The organism is Pseudomonas sp. S30_BP2TU TE3576 (assembly GCF_050436025.1).
In the GTDB taxonomy this organism is placed as follows: domain Bacteria; phylum Pseudomonadota; class Gammaproteobacteria; order Pseudomonadales; family Pseudomonadaceae; genus Aquipseudomonas.
This window is the reverse complement of the sequence record NZ_JBNDLK010000001.1, coordinates 1801427-1818214: the sequence shown is the minus strand read 5'-3', so window position 1 is coordinate 1818214 and position 16788 is coordinate 1801427. Positions and strand designations below refer to the sequence as shown.

The following is a 16788-nucleotide window of genomic DNA, read 5'->3' as shown; positions in this document are numbered from 1 at the left end:
AAAAGGTGCCAGGCATAAAAAAACGGCCTGCAAAGGCCGTTTTTTGTTTTACCGCAAAGGCTTAGCCGCCGAGGTACGCTTCGCGCACTTTCGGGTCGGTCAGCAGCGCTTCGCCGGTGCCTTGCATCACCACCCGGCCGTTCTCCAGAACGTAGGCGCGGTCAGCGATCTTCAGCGCCTGGTTGGCGTTCTGTTCGACCAGGAACACGGTCACACCGTCCTTGCGCAGCTGTTCGATGATGTCGAAGATCTGCTGGATGATGATCGGTGCCAGGCCCAGAGAAGGTTCGTCGAGCAGCAACAGCTTGGGCTTGCTCATCAGCGCACGGCCGATGGCGAGCATTTGCTGTTCGCCGCCGGACATGGTGCCGCCACGCTGGGCGAAGCGTTCTTTCAGGCGCGGGAAAAGTCCGAGGACCTTGTCCATCTGTTCCTGATAATCGCCCTTGTCGGTGAAGAACCCCCCCATGGAGAGGTTTTCTTCCACTGTCAGGCGGGAAAACACCCGACGACCTTCCGGCACCACGGCAATGCTCTTGCGCATGATATGCGAGGAGTCCTGACCGACCAGTTCCTCACCCATGTAGCGGATGCTGCCGCTGTGGGCCTGCGGCGAACCGCAGAGCGTCATCAGCAGGGTCGACTTGCCGGCACCGTTGGCGCCGATCAGGGTCACGATCTCGCCCTGACGGACTTCGACGTTGACGCTGTGCAGGGCCTGGATCTTGCCGTAGAAGGTGGAAACGTTTTCGAACTGCAGCATTTACGCTTCCCCCAGGTAGGCTTTGATCACTTCAGGATTGTCGCGGATCTGTTCCGGCGTACCGTTGGCCAGGGGGGTGCCCTGGTTGATCACGACGATGTGGTCGGAAATGCTCATGACCAGTTTCATGTCGTGCTCGATCAGCAGCACGGTGACGTTGTGTTCTTCACGCAGCACACTGATCAGCGCCTTGAGGTCTTCGGTTTCCTTCGGGTTCAGGCCGGCGGCTGGTTCGTCGAGCATGAGGATCCGAGGGCGGGTCATCATGCAGCGGGCGATTTCCAGGCGACGTTGCTGACCGTAGGCCAGGGTGCCGGCCGGACGGTTGGCGAACTCCTTGAGGTGAACCTTGTCCAGCCAGTACTCGGCGTACTCCATGGCCTCGCGTTCGCTTCTGCGAAATGACGGGGTCTTGAACAGGCCGGACAGGAAGTTGGTGTTCAAGTGACGGTGCTGTGCGATCAAGAGGTTCTCGACCGCGGTCATGTCCTTGAACAGCCGCACGTTCTGGAAAGTACGCACCACGCCTTTGAGGGCGATCTTGTGGCCGGGCAGGCCCTCGATGGCCTCGCCGTCCAGCAGGATGCTGCCGCCGCTCGGCTTGTAGAAGCCGGTCAGGCAGTTGAACACGGTGGTCTTGCCGGCGCCGTTGGGGCCGATCAGAGCCACGACCTGCTTTTCCTTCACGCTCAGGGCTACGCCGTTGACCGCCAGCAAACCGCCGAAGCGCATGCTCAGATTTTCTACTTTAAGGATCTCGCGGCTCATTTACGCAGCTCCATGTGAGGACGTTGCATGGGCAGCAGACCTTGAGGACGCCAGATCATCATCAGCACCATCAGGGCGCCGAACATCAACATGCGGTATTCGCTGAAGTCACGCATCAGCTCGGGCAACAGGATCATCACGACAGCCGCGAGGACCACGCCCAACTGCGAGCCCATGCCGCCCAGCACCACGATGGCGAGGATGGTGGCCGACTCGATGAAGGTGAACGATTCTGGCGTGACCAGCCCTTGACGCGCGGCGAAGAAGCTACCGGCGAAACCGGCGAAGCAGGCACCCAGGGTGAAGGCCGACAGCTTGATCACGGTCGGGTTCAGGCCCAGGGCACGGCAGGCGATTTCGTCTTCACGCAAGGCTTCCCAGGCACGACCGATCGGCATGCGCAGCAGGCGGTTGATCACGAACAGCGCGAACAGCGCCAGCAACAACGCAACGAGGTAGAGGAAAACCACCTTGCTGACGGGGTTGTAGGTCAGGCCGAAGTACTCGTGGAAGGTCTGCATGCCTTCGGCGGCCGTTCTATCGAAGCTCAGGCCGAACAGCGACGGTTTGGGAATGTTGCTGATGCCGTTCGGTCCGCCGGTGAGGTCTGTCAGGTTACGCAGGAACAGACGGATGATCTCACCGAAGCCCAGGGTCACGATCGCCAGGTAGTCACCGCGCAAACGCAGTACCGGGAAACCCAGCAGGAAACCGAAGGTGGCCGCCATCAACCCGGCGATCGGCAGGCAGATCCAGAAGCTCAGGCCATAGTAGTGCGACAGCAGCGCATAGCTGTAGGCGCCCACCGCGTAGAAACCGACGTAGCCCAGGTCGAGCAACCCCGCCAGACCGACCACGATGTTCAGGCCCAGACCGAGCAGTACATAGATCAGAATCAGCGTGGCGATATCCACCGCACCGCGCGAGCCGAAGAACGGCCACACCAGAGCGACCACGATCAACCCCATGATGATCCAGCGTTGGGTGCTGGGCAGGGTCATGAAGTGGCTGACCTTCGGCGAAACCAGCGAGCCTTTCGGCGCTGACTTCATCATGGTGCTCCACTGCTTGTCGAACAGCACCCGCAGGAACATCAGCACCGAGCTGGCGGTGATGATGAACAGCGTAGAGGTACTGGCACCCAGTACTTCGAGGTTGATGCCGGCGATGGACAGTTTCAGACCGAGTACCGGATAGGCCACGGCCCAGACCAGCAGGGCGCTGAACAGCGCTTGTTTAAGATTCCTAGTCATACTTTCTCAATCTCCGGACGCCCCAACAGGCCGGTTGGCCGGAATAACAACACCAGAACCAGAAGGCCGAAAGCCACCACGTCCTTGTACTGGTCACCGAATATATCGGCGCCGAATGCTTCGGCCACCCCCAGCACCAGGCCACCGAGCATGGCGCCCGGAATGCTGCCGATGCCACCCAGTACCGCCGCGGTAAAGGCCTTGAGGCCCACCAGGAATCCGGCGTTCGGGTTGATCACGCCATACTGCATGCTGAGCAATACAGCCGCCACGGCCGCCAGGGCGGCACCGATAACGAAGGTCAGGGCGATGATGTTGTTGGTGTTGATGCCCAGCAGGTTGGCCATCTTGATGTCTTCGGCACAGGCCCGGCAGGCACGTCCCAGGCGTGAACGCGAGATGAACTGGGTGAGGCAGAGCATCACCACCAGGGTCACCACGAACACCAGGATCTGCATGTAGGAGATCAGCACTTCCTGTGCGCCGCCCGGACCGAAGCTGAAGCTGCCCGGAATCAGGTTGGGGATCGATTTGTCCTTGGAGTCCTGCGAGAGCAGTACGGAGTTTTGCAGGAAGATCGACATGCCGATGGCCGAGATCAGCGGGATCAGGCGGTTACTGCCCCGCAGGGGGCGGTAGGCGATCCGTTCGATGCTGTAGCCGTAGGCACTGGTAACAACGATGGTCGCCAGGAATGCGGCGGTCATCAACAGTGGCAGAGAATGGATACCCAGCATGGCCAGTCCGGCAAGGACGATGAAGGCCACGTAGGAACCGATCATGTAGACCTCGCCATGGGCGAAGTTGATCATTCCAATAATGCCGTAAACCATTGTGTAGCCAATGGCTATAAGGGCATAGGTGCTGCCAATGGTCATCCCATTAACCAGCTGTTGGAAGAAGTGATAGATCTCAGGCATTACAACGCTCCTAAAAACCTGATACGCATTTCACTGGTGGAGTCATGTTCCGGCCCGGGCTGTGTGGTCTGTGGCCACCTTCGCACAAGCGTTTGCCAGCGAACCGCTGGTGACGGTTTTAAGATTTTCAGGCAAGTCAGCTCCCGGATCGCGGGACTCTGACTCATTAATCTCGTAAAACAAAGCCCACTGCTCGCGCAGTGGGCTCTATTACTTATGGAGCCAGTTTACTGAGGCGAAACTTCGGTCTTTGGTTTACCGAAATGCCACTCGTAGACCACGAACTTGAAGTCCTTCAGGTCGCCCTTGGCGTCGAAGCTCAGGTCGCCAGTCGGGGTCTTGAAGGTGCCAGCGTGAATGGCTTCAGCCACCTTGGAGGTGTCTTCGCTCTTGGCGGACTTGATACCTTCGGCGATCACTTCGACGGCCGAGTAAGCCGGGAACACGAACGGGCCGCTCGGGTCCTGCTTCTTGGCGGCGAACGCATCAACCAGAGCCTTGTTAGCAGGGTCTTGGTCGAAGGATTTCGGCAGGGTCACCAGCAGGCCTTCTGAAGCGTTCTGGGCAATTTGCGAGATGGAATCGTTGCCGACGCCTTCAGGTCCCATGAACTTGGCTTTCAGGCCCTTTTCCTGGGACTGGCGCAGGATCAGGCCCAGCTCCGGGTGGTAGCCGCCGTAGTAGACGAAGTCGACGTTGGCTTGCTTGAGCTTCTGGATGATCGAGGAGAAGTCCTTGTCACCGGCATTGAGACCTTCGAACACGGCAACCTTGACGCCTTTGCCTTCGAGGGTTTTCTTCACGGCGGTGGCGATGCCTTCACCGTACTGCTGTTTGTCGTGCAGCACCGCTACGATTTTCGGCTTGACGTGGTCGGCGATGTAGTTGCCGGCGGCAGGGCCCTGGGCGCTGTCCAGACCGATGGTGCGGAACACCATTTTGTAACCCCGGGTGGTGATGTCCGGGCTGGTAGCAGCAGGGGTGATCATGATCACGCCTTCGTCTTCGTAGATGTCCGAAGCCGGTTGAGTGGAGCTGGAGCAGAGGTGACCTACAACGAATTTCACACCATCGTTGACCACTTTGTTGGCGACGGCCACGGCTTGTTTAGGGTCGCACGCGTCGTCGTATTCCTTGGCTTCGAGCATCTTGCCGTCGACGCCGCCCTTGGCGTTGATCTGCTCGATGGCCATCTTGGCGCCGATGAACTGCATGTCGCCGTATTGAGTGACCGGGCCGGTTTTAGGGCCGGCGATGCCGATCTTGATGGTGTCAGCTGCGAACGAATGGCTGGCAACCCCGGCCAGAACCATAGCGGCAAACAGTTTGGAAATCTGCTTAGTAGCCTTAGTCATAGTGCTCCACTCTTACTGTTGTAGTTTTTATAGTCCTGGCGCCTCGGGCAGCAGAACCGGGTCAGATAGCTGCGACATTCCCCCGGAAAAGCCCCTCGGCAACTGTACCGGTACAGTGTAGAGCGCCGATTGTCGGCCTGGGAAGGCGGCGCCGGGGGGCAAAACCTGCAAGTGTCGCTTTATTGAAAGTAAAAGACAGAATTGCGGCGGGGGCGTTGAGGGGCTTATAGCCGGATTCAGTGCATTCCCTGGCTTTCCTGCGCTTTTCATTTCGGTCACTCAATTGCATCCGGGTTTTTCTGCCCGACCACCGACGGTATCATTCGCGTCGATTTCTTTTCCGGACAGTCCCATGAATCAAGAACCTAGCACCCTCTATGCCAAGCTGCTTGGTGAAACCGCATCTATTACCTGGAAAGAGCTGGAGCCGTTCTTCGCCAAGGGTGCCCTATTGTGGGTCGATCCCGGCCTGGATTTGATCGCCGCCGCCGAGGCCGTTGCCCAGGATGAAGGGGAGAAAGTGGCCGCCTGGCTGGCCGCTGACAAGCTCGCCAAGCTGTCTGAAACGCGGGCGCTGGATCTTTTTGAACGTGATCCGCAGTTGTGGGCGGTGGTTGTTTCGCCGTGGATTCTGATTCAGGAAAGGGCGCAGGCTTAAAAGGTTGCACCTTCTTGGTGCGCTCTTTTCAAGGGGAAAAGTGTGTAGCCGAGTAGCGTGATGGCATGTTGCCGTGGAGAAAGGCCACAGCTTCACGGTGACGTAAACGTAACGGGAACAGTTGGGAGGGCAACTGAACAGCTGCTCAATTGTTTCTGAATGTTGATATGTGCTGCTTTCAAAGCCGCCTTCGCGAGCAAGCCCGCTCCCACATTTAACCGTGTTCTTCCAGAAGGAATGCAGTCGAATGTGGGAGCGGGCTTGTTCGCGAATGGGGGCGACGCTTAGTAAGCAGTCTTGCCCGTATGGTTATTCAGCGAAATAACCTTGGTCTTGCCAATGCGGTGACGGTAGATCTCGCGCAGGTACTTGATTGCTTTCTTCACGCAATCGCGCGACAGGCGGATGTCGTTGATCGAGACGAATTTTTCCTTGTCGTTGATCAGCTCGCGGTACTTCTTCTCATACATCGGCTTGATCGCGTACCAGTTGGTATCGAGGATCTTCGCCGGGTTCTCGAACTCGTTGAGCAAGTCGTCGATGCGGCCTTCGTCGAACTCCTCCTGGACGATGAAGTCCAGGATCGAGTTGTCCAGGGTTTCGTCGAAACGGTACGCCGACTTCGCAAAGCAGCGCTTGATGAAGGCGACGATCAACGTCAGGAAGTCGTCCGACAGGCACGGGCTCTTGGCGATCAGGGTGGTCAGCGACAGGTTGGCCGAGGCGCCGATCACCAGCGCGTAGCGCTTGAGCGTGGTGTTGGGGAACAGGCTGTTGAGGTGAGTCTTCAACCGGTTTAGATCCATATAGGACAGCTTGTAGTCCTTCGGCAAGGAAACGATCGACACCACCGACGAGCAATTCTTGAAGAAGTGCAGGTCATGCAGGGCCGCCGCGTCGTAGCCCGAGTTCTTGTACTGCTCCAGCGACGCACGATAGCGCTTGGATTCGATCGGCAACAGGCTGATGCCTTCGATGGCCTGGGTGACCTTGTTGAAGTGCGGCAGGTCGATTGAACGGAAGAACAGGTCGTCGATGTTCAGGCGCTGCGGCTCTTTCTCGAACACCTTGAATTTGTCGCTGCTCGGCGGTGGGGTTTCCGGCACCACGGACTCGGCATAGGCAATTGCCACCGGGCCGGCCAGGCTCATGAACAGGTCGTTGGCGTCCAGGCGGATGGTTTCGCCGATGTCGATGCCGGCGCGACGGAAATAGTTCTGGTCGTAGTCGGTGGTAACCGCCTGGGCCGTCAGAATGTTGAAGATCTGCTGCGAGATGTATTGGTTGGCATGCTTTTCCATGGCATTGACATCAATGTTCTGGATATTGCCGTCATCGTTCTCTTCGGCGTAACGCATGATGTCGTTGGAAATCAGCATCATCGCGTTCCATGGGCGGATGCGGCCCATGACGCTGGCTTCGCTGCTGTCTTCGTTGGCGAAGTTGTAGGAGAAGTCCCACTCTTCCGACAGGTATTTGCACAGCAGGCGGCCGGCGTTGATGTGCAGCGCCTCGGACATTTCACTGCGGTGATCGGAAATGTTCGGCAGTACACAGATGCCACTGGTGAAGATCGGTTCGAAGACGAAGGAATGGCCGCTCTTGCTGTCGTGCTCGTCCATCGGCTTGGTGTCGAACGTTTTGTTCATGTACGAGTGCTGCTGGGCCAGGCCGAACTCCGAGGCCATGCCCGAACCGGTACCGCCGCCGGCACTGAAGATCGAGAAATACAGGCGCGATTGGTTGGCCTTGATGCCGCAGCTGTCGATCAGGTACGAGTGAATCATCTTCCAGTCAGGGCTGGAGAAACGCTGGGTGTCCTTGTTGAGGATGATCTTGGCCAGGTACTGGCCGAGGATCGGCGCGTTACCGGCGCCACCGGCGTGGACTTCCGACAAGTCCATGATCTTCATCTTGCTGTAGTCGCGCAGGAAGCCGCTTTTTTCGCCCTTGCGCGAGAAGCGGATGCGCCCTGCAATGTCCTTGTCCAGGTCGCCGAGCATCACCAGTGGCTCGACCAGAAACACCGGCTTGGTGTTTTTGTTCTGGCCCAGGCGCAGGTTGTTGCGAATCCACTGGGCCGGGCTGTAGCCCTTTTCGGCAAAGCGCTTGTCCGGCGACAAGCGGTCTTCGTTATTGAATTCGTTGAGGTAGAACTTGCGGGCGTTGTACACCAGTTCCGCCACGTCCAGCGCAATGTTCGAGCCGCAGCGGCCCAGGCCGATCAGGCACACCGACGGGAATTCCTGATCGTTGTGCTGTTCGTTGTCGCCATCCAGATGCGGTGCACGCGGGAACACCATGTCGCGCAGGCCGTCGAGGTTATCGAGGATGCGGTCGGTGTTGGTTTCGGTGAAGTACAGGTATTGCTGGGTCGCCAACGGACGGGATTGAATCAATGGCTTCGGTGATGACGGGCTGTTGGCCGCGGGGCTCAACGTCAGATCGGTTACCGCAGTGGCCGGGTTGTTTTTAGAAGTCATTGTTCGCCATCTACCTGGGCTGGTTGGTTGGCCGACTTGCTGTCGTCGAACCGTCACGGAATAGAATCGCGTCTTTTTTCAGCGCGTACTTGGACCATGCCTTGGTCTTTAGCCTGAGCATCACTCGGGGGGAATCCTTTCCTAAGTCATGATGAATCGGCCAGTATTCGGTGATCTTTAATCAAAAGGAGGCTAAATGATGTCAACGCTACCTTCGCTAGGGTTTGCCGGGATCGGCCTGATGGGGTTGCCGATGTGCCGGCGCCTGCTGGCCGCGGGTTATCCGCTGGCGGTATGGAATCGCAATCCGGACAAGTGCAAGCCGCTGGTGGAGGCAGGCGCACGCCAGGTCGCCAGCCCGGCCGAACTGTGCCAACACGCTGACGTGGTGATGTTGTGCCTGGCGGATACGTCGGTCGTACGCGAGGTCGTGTTTGGTCCGGCAGGTATTATCGAAGGGGCGAAAAAAGGCCAGCTACTGGTGGATTTTTCCAGTCTGGAACCCAACGCCACGCGGGAAATGGCCGCAGACCTCGCCGGTAAAACCGGCATGAGCTGGCTCGACACGCCGGTGTCCGGCGGTGTGGTTGGGGCTGAAGCCGGCAGCCTGGCCATCATGGTTGGCGGTGACGTACAGGACCTGGAACGGGTCCGGCCTGTTCTGTTGAGCCTGGGACAGCGTGTGACACACATGGGTGGCGTCGGGGCTGGGCAGGTGACCAAGGCGTGCAATCAGATGATCGTCGCCTGCAATGCATTGGTGATTGCCGAAGTGGTCGCGCTGGCGGAGCGTTCGGGGGTGGATGCAAGCCTGATCGCCGAAGCGCTGGCTGGCGGCTTTGCCGATTCGAAACCGTTGCAGATACTGGCTCCGCAGATGGCTGAAAACCGTTTCGAGCCGGTCAAGTGGCACGTGCGGACGCTGCTCAAGGATCTGGATTCAGCGGTGAAGTTTTCTCGTGAACAAGGCTCGGCGACACCGATCAGCGGTCTGGCCGCACAGTTGATGCGCCTGCATGGGAGTCAGGGATTCCTTGAGAAAGACCCGTCTACATTAGTGCAGATGTACCGTGAGCCAGGCTCAGCGCCGTGACGGTATAGGCGTGCTTGCGCTGGTTGATTTCGTTCAGCACTGGATGCAGCTCGGCCAATGGCACCGGCCGGCTCAGCAGGTAGCCCTGAACGAAGTCACAGCCGTGGTTTTCCAGGAATTGGTATTGCTCGAAGGTTTCGACCCCTTCGGTGACCACTTGCAGGTGCAGGGTATGGGCCATGACGATAATCGCCTGGACAATCTCCATGTCCTGGGTGGCCTTGGGGATGTCCTGGATGAATGAACGGTCGATTTTCAGCGTGTTGAGCGGCAAGCGCTTGAGGTAGGCCAGGGATGAATAGCCGGTGCCGAAGTCATCGATCGACAGCGAAACGCCGAGGGCGCGAATCTGTCGCAGCAACACCAGTGTGTTGGCGATATTGCCCATCAAGGCGTTTTCCGTGACTTCCAGTTCCAGCCGGTTGGGCGCCACACCGGCGACCCGCAATGCGTACTCGATTTCATCGGCCAGTTCTTCGCGTGCGAGGTTCAGCGGCGAGCAATTCACGGCGATCCTGAGGTCTTCACAGCCTTTGCGTGACAACTCGCCCAGATCCTCGCAGGCCTTGCGCAGCACCCAGTTGTCCAGCTCGGCAATCAGGCCGTTGGCCTCGGCGATGGCGATAAAACGATCCGGTACGAGTAAACCGTGGACCGGGTGTTGCCAGCGAATCAAGGCTTCGAGCTTGCTGACCTGACCGGTCTTGAGGTCATAGATCGGCTGGTAATAGAGCATCAGGCCGGTGTCTTCACGCAGGGCGTGGCGCAATTCTTCTTCCAGCTGCAGCTCCAGTATGGCGCGGGCTTTCAGGTTGGCGCTGAAAAAGTTCAGCCCGTTGCGACCGCTGCCCTTGGACTGATACAGCGCCAGGTCGGCGTTCTTCAGCAGTTCCTCACACGTTTTGCCGTCTTCCGGAAACAGACTGATGCCGATGCTGGTGGTCATGACCATGCGCCTGCCGGCCAGCTCGATGGGCTCTTTCATTTTCAGCATGATGCGCTGGGCCATATGCCGCGCCTCCTCACGATCATGCAGGTTAATGAGCAGGCAGAACTCGTCACCACCGAAGCGCGCGACCACATCCTCGTGACTGCGAATCGAGCTCTTGATGTGTTGGGCAAGCACTTTGAGCAGATCGTCACCGGCATCATGACCAAGGCTGTCGTTGATCCGCTTGAAATGGTCGATGTCCAGGAACATGACCGCCAGCATCCCGCCTTCGTTGGTTTTCTCCATGAGTTTTTCGGCGAAGATCTGGTTGAACCCGCGGCGGTTGATCAGGTTGGTCAGCGGGTCGTAGTGCGCCACCTGTTGCAGTGACATGCGCGCCTGGTCCAGTTGGCTGACCAGGGAGTTGACTCGCTGCAGGTCGTTGTCCTTGTGTTGCAGTTTTTTGTCCGCGAGTGCCGCGCTGATGCTGCTGCCGATGATCAGCAGGGCTATGACCGTCACGGTCAGTGCCAGTTGCAGGTGGCTGTGTTCGCCGGTTTGCGCTGGCAGGCTGTCGCCGGGCAGCACCATGTTGAAGGCGGCCATCGCCGTGAGGTGCATGCTGAGGATGCCAGCCCCGAGCAACAGGCTGGCGCTGTATTTGAAGAGCTGATGCAGCATGCCGGTGCCGTCTCGCAGGTACCATGCCAGCAACAAGGCTGCCAGCGCGGCACCGATTGCGATCGCGATGGAAAGGGCGAACAGGCCCGGATGGTAATAGACCTCGGCATTGGAGTGCATGGCCGTCATGCCCACGTAATGCATGGTCGCGATACCCAGGCCGATCCCGATCGATGCCTTGAGACACTGTGGCAAACTCAATTCAGGGAGGCTGAGGGTGTGCATTGCCAGCCATGCGGCGAGCAGCGCGATGGTTAGCGAGAACACCGTGACAGGCAGTTGGTAGTAAAGATCGATAGGCGCCTGGAATGCCAGCATCGCGACGAAGTGCATGGCCCAGATACTGCCAGCCAGGCATCCGCTGCCAACCCAGCGCCAGCGCGTCTGGGACGCGGATTTTTCAGCGTGAGCAACCCGTTCGGCCATGTCCAGCGTCGCGAAACAGCCAACACAGGCGACCAGATAAGCCAGCAGCACCAGAAAAGGGTCATGTGTGCAATTAAGTATGACCTGCCCACTCTCTGGTAGCTCGGTAAGGAAATGCAAACCAAGCCATTCCATAGCATGCCCCATTGTTATCCTCAGGCTGGCGCAAGGAGCGCCGGCGAATGCCTTGGAGTATAGAGGGCATGGATGGAGCGCAAGCGATAGTGGCACATTGATGCCAATTTTTTTGATATTAGCCTAATAGCGATTAGTGCTATGACTCAGGCGAATTGCTTCTGAGGCGTCTCGAGCGCGGGTTGCAGGGCCGGCAAGCCGAAAGCGGCACGGGCCGCGTCGCAATCGGGATTGGCCACACCATCGACCCATGAAGCCTCGAACTCCCGGCAAGTGCTGGAGCGTTTTTCGTAAATCGAACATTGCACCGTACTGCCCACGTCTCCCACCAGGCTGGTGCAGCGTACGGGTTTGCAGCCGGTGCCGAGCATTGCGACCCGACTGGGGCTGATCTGCTCGACAAGCTCATCGGGTACCGTTCCCCCGGACGAAGCGCATTCACCCCAGAAAAATGACACGCGAAAATGAGAACAGCAGGCACCGCAATTCAGACACGGACTGGCTTCGGACATGGGCGATTATCGTAAGGAAGAGTGGAGACGCAGGGAGGGGCAAGGCCGCTATTCTAGGCTTCGCCAACGGCTTGGGAAGGGGGGGCGAAAGGTATTTTTCATCGGCCGGACGAACTGCGAAATGTCCACCTTGCGAACGCTGTATCTCCTGTGGGAGCGGGCTTGCTCGCGAATGCGTCAGGTCGGTCAGTAAAATTGTTGAATGACGCACCGCTTTCGCGAGCAAGCCCGCTCCCACAGGCTGTGCGCCATGGGCAGGTATCAGCCTGGCGAATAATGACAGACAGTTATGGCCGGCCTGTCTAGATTGCAAAGTCCGGGGGCAGTGACGCCCCAAAAACAATAAAAGAGACGGACCCATGCAGAACTCGACCCAAGCGGCGAATGCCTGGCGCATTCTGTTCCTGTTGTTCCTGGCCAACCTGTTCAATTTTTTCGACCGCACCATCCCGGCCATTATCATCGAGCCCATTCGCATGGAATGGCACCTCAGTGACTTCCAGTTGGGGATCATCGGTACGGCATTCACCATTGTCTACGCGATTGCCGGCCTGCCGTTGGGGCGCCTGGCCGATACCGGCTCGCGCAGCAAGCTGATGGGCTGGGGGCTGGCGGTGTGGAGCGGGCTGACGGCCGTTAACGGCATGGTGGGCAGTTTCTGGAGTTTCCTGGTCGTGCGCATGGGCATCGGCATCGGCGAGGCCAGTTATGCGCCGGCCGCCAACTCGCTGATCGGCGATTTATTCCCCGCTCACCGCCGGGCGCGGGCCATGGGCATCTTCATGCTGGGGCTGCCATTGGGGCTGTTGCTGGCGTTCTTCACCATCGGCGCGATGGTCAAGGCCTTCGATAGCTGGCGCGCGCCGTTCTTTATCGCGGCGGTACCCGGGCTGATCCTTGCGATCTTCATGTTTTTCATCAAGGAACCGAAGCGCGGCGCCGCCGAGAGCGTTCAGGTTTCGCAGGAAAAAATCGATCAGCCGATCCGTCGGGTATTGGCCGTGCCGACCTTCCTGTGGCTGGTGATGGCCGGCCTGTGTTTCAATTTCGCCACTTATGCCTGCAACTCGTTTCTGGTGCCGATGCTGCAACGCTATTTCCTGATGCCATTGCAGGAAGCTGCGGTTGCTACCGGGGTTATTGTCGGCGTGACCGGGCTGTTCGGCCTGACTCTGGGTGGCTGGATCGCGGACAAGATTCACCAACGGGTCGCCAATGGGCGATTGTTGTTTGCGGCCTTCAGCCTGATGATTTCGACGGTTTGCACCGCATGGGCGCTGCATTCCGGGCGCATCGAAATCGGAGTGTTTGTCGCTGTATTCAGTGTCGGCTGGCTGTTTGCCTACAACTTCTATACCTGCGTGTACACGGCGATTCAGGATGTGGTCGAGCCGCGGTTGCGGGCAACGGCGATGGCGCTGTTCTTTGCCGGGCTGTATCTGTTGGGCGGTGGCCTGGGGCCGGTGGTGGTCGGGGCCTTGTCGGATCACTTTGCCCACTCGGCGATGCTGGCGGCCGGTGCCGGGCAGATGACCGAAGCCTTCAAGGCGGTCGGCCTGCATGATGCGATGTACCTGATTCCGGTGGCGCTGTTGTTCACCGTGGTGTTTCTGTTCCTGGCTGCGCGGTGTTTTGTGCGCGATGCCAGGCGGATGAAGGAAGGGTTGGTGGCGGTGGGTGAGACTGAAGGTTCTGTGGTGACTGCCTGATCGCCTTCGCGAGCAAGCCCGCTCCCACATGGACCTTCAGTGCATATGAAATCCCTGTGGGAGCGGGCTTGCCCGCGAAGAGGCCATCAGCAGCACTACTGAAATTGAAGCAAACAAAAAGGCCCGCATCGCTGCGGGCCTTCTTTTTATAGCGGTGGGGTAGGGAAGTTAACCCGCCACCAGCACCCGAATCGCTTCCAGTCGCAGCGCAGCCTTGTCGAGCATGGCCAGGCCTTGCTCGCGTTGATTGCGCAGGGCCACCAGTTCGCTGTCGCGCACGGTCGGGTTGACCGCTTGCAACGCGGTCAGGCGCGCCAGTTCTTCTTCGGTATCGGCGGCCAGGCGACGCTGCGCCTCGGCGACACGTTCTGTGTGGCGAGGCAGGATCTTCGCTTCACCGGCGTTGATCCGTGGCGTCAACTGGTCACGTTGGGCCTGGATGAACTTGTTGGCGCTGGCACGCGGCACGCTTTCAAGCTGATCGTTCAAGGTTTCGAACGAAACGCGGGACGACAAATCGTTGCCGTTGGTATCAAGCAGGCAGCGCAGGGCGGCCGGCGGCAGATAGCGGCCCAGTTGCAGCGAACGCGGGGCAACCACTTCACTGACATACAACAGTTCCAGCAACACGGTGCCCGGCTTCAGCGCCTTGTTCTTGATCAGCGCCACGGCGGTATTGCCCATGGAACCGGACAGCACCAGATCCATGCCGCCCTGCACCATCGGGTGCTCCCAGGTAATGAATTGCATGTCTTCGCGAGACAGCGCCTGGTTGCGGTCGTAAGTGATGGTCACGCCTTCGTCATCGCCCAGCGGGAAGCTGGCGTCGAGCATTTTTTCGCTCGGTTTGAGGATCAGGGCGTTTTCCGAATGGTCTTCGCTGTCGATGCCAAAGGCGTCAAACAGGGTTTCCATGTAGATCGGCAGCGCGAACTGGTCGTCTTGCTCAAGGATATCTTCCACCAGCGCATCGCCTTCGCCCGCGCCACCGGAGTTCAGCTCCAGCAAACGGTCACGGCCGGTGTGCAGCTCGGCTTCCAGGCGCTCACGCTCGGTGCGGGCTTCGTCGATCAGCGCTTGCCACTCGCTATCATCGGCTTCTTCGAGCAACGGCAGCAGGCGCGGGCCGAACTGGTGCTGCAGGGCGTTGCCGGTCGGGCAGGTATTGAGGAACGCGTTCAGCGCTTCGTGGTACCACTGGAACAGACGCTCTTGCGGGCTGGTTTCCAGGTACGGTACGTGCAGTTCGATGATGTGCTTCTGGCCGATCCGGTCCAGACGACCGATGCGTTGTTCCAGCAGATCGGGGTGGGACGGCAGGTCGAACAGCACCAGGTGATGGGAGAACTGGAAGTTGCGACCTTCACTGCCGATTTCCGAGCAGATCAGCACTTGCGCGCCGAACTCTTCGTCGGCGAAGTAGGCGGCGGCGCGGTCACGCTCGAGGATGTTCATGCCCTCATGGAACACCGTGGCCGGGATGCCGGAACGCACGCGCAGGGCGTCTTCCAGGTCCATGGCGGTTTCGGCATGGGCGCAGATCACCAGTACTTTGGTGCGCTTGAGCATCTTCAACTGATCGATCAGCCACTCGACGCGCGGGTCGAATTTCCACCAGCGATCTTCTTCGCTGGCGTCCGGCTGGGCCTGGAAGCTGACTTCCGGGTACAGCTCGGCGTGATCGCCCAGCGGCAGTTCGAGGTATTCGTCCGGGCACGGCAGCGGGTACGGGTGCAGCTTGCGCTCCGGGAAGCCTTGCACGGCGGCGCGGGTGTTGCGGAACAGCACGCGGCCGGTGCCGTGACGGTCAAGCAGTTCACGCACGAGGCGGGCGCTGGCTTCGGTGTCGCCATCGTTGACAGCGGCCAGCAGGGCTTCGCCTTCGTTGCCGAGGAAGCCGTGGATGGTCTTGTGGGCTTGCGGCGACAGGCGTCCCTGATCCAGCAACTCCTGAACGGCCTCGGCCACCGGGCGATAGTTTTCGCTTTCGGCGCGGAAGGCTTGCAGGTCATGGAAACGGTTCGGGTCGAGCAGGCGCAGACGGGCGAAGTGGCTGTCCTGGCCCAGTTGTTCCGGGGTGGCGGTCAACAGCAGCACGCCAGGAATGGTTTCGGCGAGTTGCTCGACCAGCGAGTATTCAGGGCTGACCTGGTCTTCGTGCCACACCAGGTGGTGCGCCTCGTCGACCACCATCAAATCCCAGCCCGCCGCGAACAGTGCGTCCTGGGCTTTCTCGTCGTCCACCAGCCACTCAAGCGCTACCAGCGCGAGTTGGGTGTCTTCGAACGGGTTGCTGGCATCGCTTTCGATGAAGCGCTCTTCATCGAACAGCGCGACCTGCAGGTTGAAGCGGCGACGCATCTCGACCAGCCACTGGTGCTGCAGGTTCTCCGGAACCAGGATCAGCACACGGCTGGCGCGGCCCGAGAGCAATTGGCGATGGATCACCAGGCCGGCTTCGATGGTTTTGCCCAGGCCCACTTCGTCGGCCAGCAGAACCCGTGGCGCGATACGGTCGGCGACTTCGCGGGCAATGTGCAACTGGTGCGCGATCGGTTGCGCACGCACGCCGCCCAGGCCCCACAGCGAGGACTGCAATTGGCGGCTGGTGTGTTCCAGGGTGTGATAACGCAGGGAAAACCAGGCCAGCGGGTCGATCTGGCCGGCGAACAGACGGTCGCTGGCCAGGCGGAACTGGATGAAGTTCGACAGCTGGGTTTCCGGCAGGGTGACCACTTCGCTCTGCCCGTTGAGGCCGTGGTAAACCAGCAGGCCATCAATGTCGTCGACTTCGCGTACGGTCAGTTTCCAGCCTTCGAAGTGAGTGATGGTGTCACCCGGCGAAAACCGCACGCGGGTCAGAGGCGCATTCCGTAGCGCGTACTGGCGGGTGTCGCCAGTGGCCGGGTAGAGCACGGTCAACAAGCGGCCGTCCTGTGCCAGAACGGTGCCTAAACCCAGCTCGGCTTCGCTGTCACTGATCCAGCGTTGCCCCGGTTGATACTGCTGCGCCATGCTGCCTGACTCCCACCTTGAAAAAGCGGGCTATCTTAACGGAATGAGCGCTTCAGGGCCAAAGGACTCTCAGAAAAACTCACAGT

At 59.4% G+C, this 16788-nt stretch carries 12 protein-coding genes; 3 read left to right on the top strand and 9 right to left on the bottom strand.

What is annotated here, in order from left to right; all coding sequences use genetic code 11:
- Positions 1-61: 61 nt before the first annotated feature.
- The 5 genes from ABIA48_RS08295 to ABIA48_RS08275 form a co-directional block, all read right to left on the bottom strand.
- The gene (locus ABIA48_RS08295) at positions 62-763 is read right to left on the bottom strand and encodes an ABC transporter ATP-binding protein (protein ID WP_108227855.1); all 702 of its coding nucleotides are present in this window, start codon (positions 761-763) and stop codon (positions 62-64) included.
- Entirely contained in the window at positions 764-1531 is a 768-nt protein-coding gene (gene livG, locus ABIA48_RS08290; RefSeq protein WP_007992411.1) for a high-affinity branched-chain amino acid ABC transporter ATP-binding protein LivG, read from the bottom strand.
- Positions 1528-2784 carry a high-affinity branched-chain amino acid ABC transporter permease LivM gene (locus ABIA48_RS08285; protein ID WP_413424486.1) on the bottom strand — a complete coding sequence of 419 codons (1257 nt, stop codon included), beginning with the start codon at positions 2782-2784 and terminating at the stop codon, positions 1528-1530. The genes livG and ABIA48_RS08285 overlap by 4 nt, the downstream gene beginning before the upstream one ends.
- On the bottom strand, positions 2781-3704 hold the full coding sequence (gene livH / locus ABIA48_RS08280) for a high-affinity branched-chain amino acid ABC transporter permease LivH (RefSeq protein WP_007992413.1): 924 nt from the start codon (positions 3702-3704) through the stop codon (positions 2781-2783). The genes ABIA48_RS08285 and livH overlap by 4 nt, the downstream gene beginning before the upstream one ends.
- A 227-nt stretch (positions 3705-3931) precedes the next feature.
- On the bottom strand, positions 3932-5059 hold the full coding sequence (locus tag ABIA48_RS08275) for a branched-chain amino acid ABC transporter substrate-binding protein (RefSeq protein WP_429487850.1): 1128 nt from the start codon (positions 5057-5059) through the stop codon (positions 3932-3934).
- Positions 5060-5411: 352 nt separating this feature from the next.
- Here ABIA48_RS08275 and ABIA48_RS08270 point away from each other — a divergent pair, with 352 nt between their 5' ends.
- Complete coding sequence (locus ABIA48_RS08270) at positions 5412-5717, top strand: DUF2288 domain-containing protein (protein ID WP_108227850.1); 306 nt, start codon at positions 5412-5414, stop codon at positions 5715-5717.
- 284 nt (positions 5718-6001) lie between these two features.
- On the opposite strand, the gene ABIA48_RS08265 is transcribed toward ABIA48_RS08270, so the two are convergent.
- Complete coding sequence (locus ABIA48_RS08265; protein ID WP_429487847.1) at positions 6002-8200, bottom strand: hypothetical protein; 2199 nt, start codon at positions 8198-8200, stop codon at positions 6002-6004.
- Between the two features lie 196 nt (positions 8201-8396).
- Between ABIA48_RS08265 and ABIA48_RS08260 the strand changes: the two genes are divergently transcribed.
- A complete protein-coding gene (locus tag ABIA48_RS08260) occupies positions 8397-9293 on the top strand; it encodes an NAD(P)-dependent oxidoreductase (protein ID WP_429487845.1) in 897 nt (298 codons plus the stop codon).
- Here the strand turns inward: ABIA48_RS08260 and ABIA48_RS08255 are convergent.
- Together ABIA48_RS08255 and ABIA48_RS08250 are read right to left on the bottom strand one after the other, a co-directional pair.
- Entirely contained in the window at positions 9250-11466 is a 2217-nt protein-coding gene (locus ABIA48_RS08255) for a putative bifunctional diguanylate cyclase/phosphodiesterase (protein WP_429487843.1), read from the bottom strand. The genes ABIA48_RS08260 and ABIA48_RS08255 overlap by 44 nt on opposite strands.
- Before the next feature lie 146 nt (positions 11467-11612).
- Positions 11613-11978, bottom strand: a complete 366-nt coding sequence (locus tag ABIA48_RS08250) for a YkgJ family cysteine cluster protein (protein WP_429487841.1) — start codon at positions 11976-11978, stop codon at positions 11613-11615.
- Positions 11979-12337: 359 nt separating this feature from the next.
- On the opposite strand from ABIA48_RS08250, the gene ABIA48_RS08245 reads away from it, so the two are divergent.
- On the top strand, positions 12338-13687 hold the full coding sequence (locus ABIA48_RS08245; protein ID WP_429487839.1) for a spinster family MFS transporter: 1350 nt from the start codon (positions 12338-12340) through the stop codon (positions 13685-13687).
- Between the two features lie 168 nt (positions 13688-13855).
- Here the strand turns inward: ABIA48_RS08245 and rapA are convergent, their stop codons facing one another.
- On the bottom strand, positions 13856-16702 hold the full coding sequence (gene rapA, locus ABIA48_RS08240) for an RNA polymerase-associated protein RapA (RefSeq protein WP_007992421.1): 2847 nt from the start codon (positions 16700-16702) through the stop codon (positions 13856-13858).
- Between the last annotated feature and the right edge of the window lie 86 nt (positions 16703-16788).

Excerpts from the sequence above, each read along its gene's own strand:
- ABIA48_RS08265 (WP_429487847.1), bottom strand. The coding sequence starts at position 8,200 with ATGACTTCTAAAAACAACCCGGCCACTGCGGTAACCGATCTGACGTTG.
- ABIA48_RS08270 (WP_108227850.1), top strand. The coding sequence starts at position 5,412 with ATGAATCAAGAACCTAGCACCCTCTATGCCAAGCTGCTTGGTGAAACC.
- ABIA48_RS08285 (WP_413424486.1), bottom strand. The coding sequence starts at position 2,784 with ATGACTAGGAATCTTAAACAAGCGCTGTTCAGCGCCCTGCTGGTCTGG.
- ABIA48_RS08275 (WP_429487850.1), bottom strand. The coding sequence starts at position 5,059 with ATGACTAAGGCTACTAAGCAGATTTCCAAACTGTTTGCCGCTATGGTT.
- livG (WP_007992411.1), bottom strand. The coding sequence starts at position 1,531 with ATGAGCCGCGAGATCCTTAAAGTAGAAAATCTGAGCATGCGCTTCGGC.
- rapA (WP_007992421.1), bottom strand. The coding sequence starts at position 16,702 with ATGGCGCAGCAGTATCAACCGGGGCAACGCTGGATCAGTGACAGCGAA.
- ABIA48_RS08255 (WP_429487843.1), bottom strand. The coding sequence starts at position 11,466 with ATGGAATGGCTTGGTTTGCATTTCCTTACCGAGCTACCAGAGAGTGGG.
- livH (WP_007992413.1), bottom strand. The coding sequence starts at position 3,704 with ATGCCTGAGATCTATCACTTCTTCCAACAGCTGGTTAATGGGATGACC.
- ABIA48_RS08295 (WP_108227855.1), bottom strand. The coding sequence starts at position 763 with ATGCTGCAGTTCGAAAACGTTTCCACCTTCTACGGCAAGATCCAGGCC.
- ABIA48_RS08260 (WP_429487845.1), top strand. The coding sequence starts at position 8,397 with ATGATGTCAACGCTACCTTCGCTAGGGTTTGCCGGGATCGGCCTGATG.
- ABIA48_RS08245 (WP_429487839.1), top strand. The coding sequence starts at position 12,338 with ATGCAGAACTCGACCCAAGCGGCGAATGCCTGGCGCATTCTGTTCCTG.
- ABIA48_RS08250 (WP_429487841.1), bottom strand. The coding sequence starts at position 11,978 with ATGTCCGAAGCCAGTCCGTGTCTGAATTGCGGTGCCTGCTGTTCTCAT.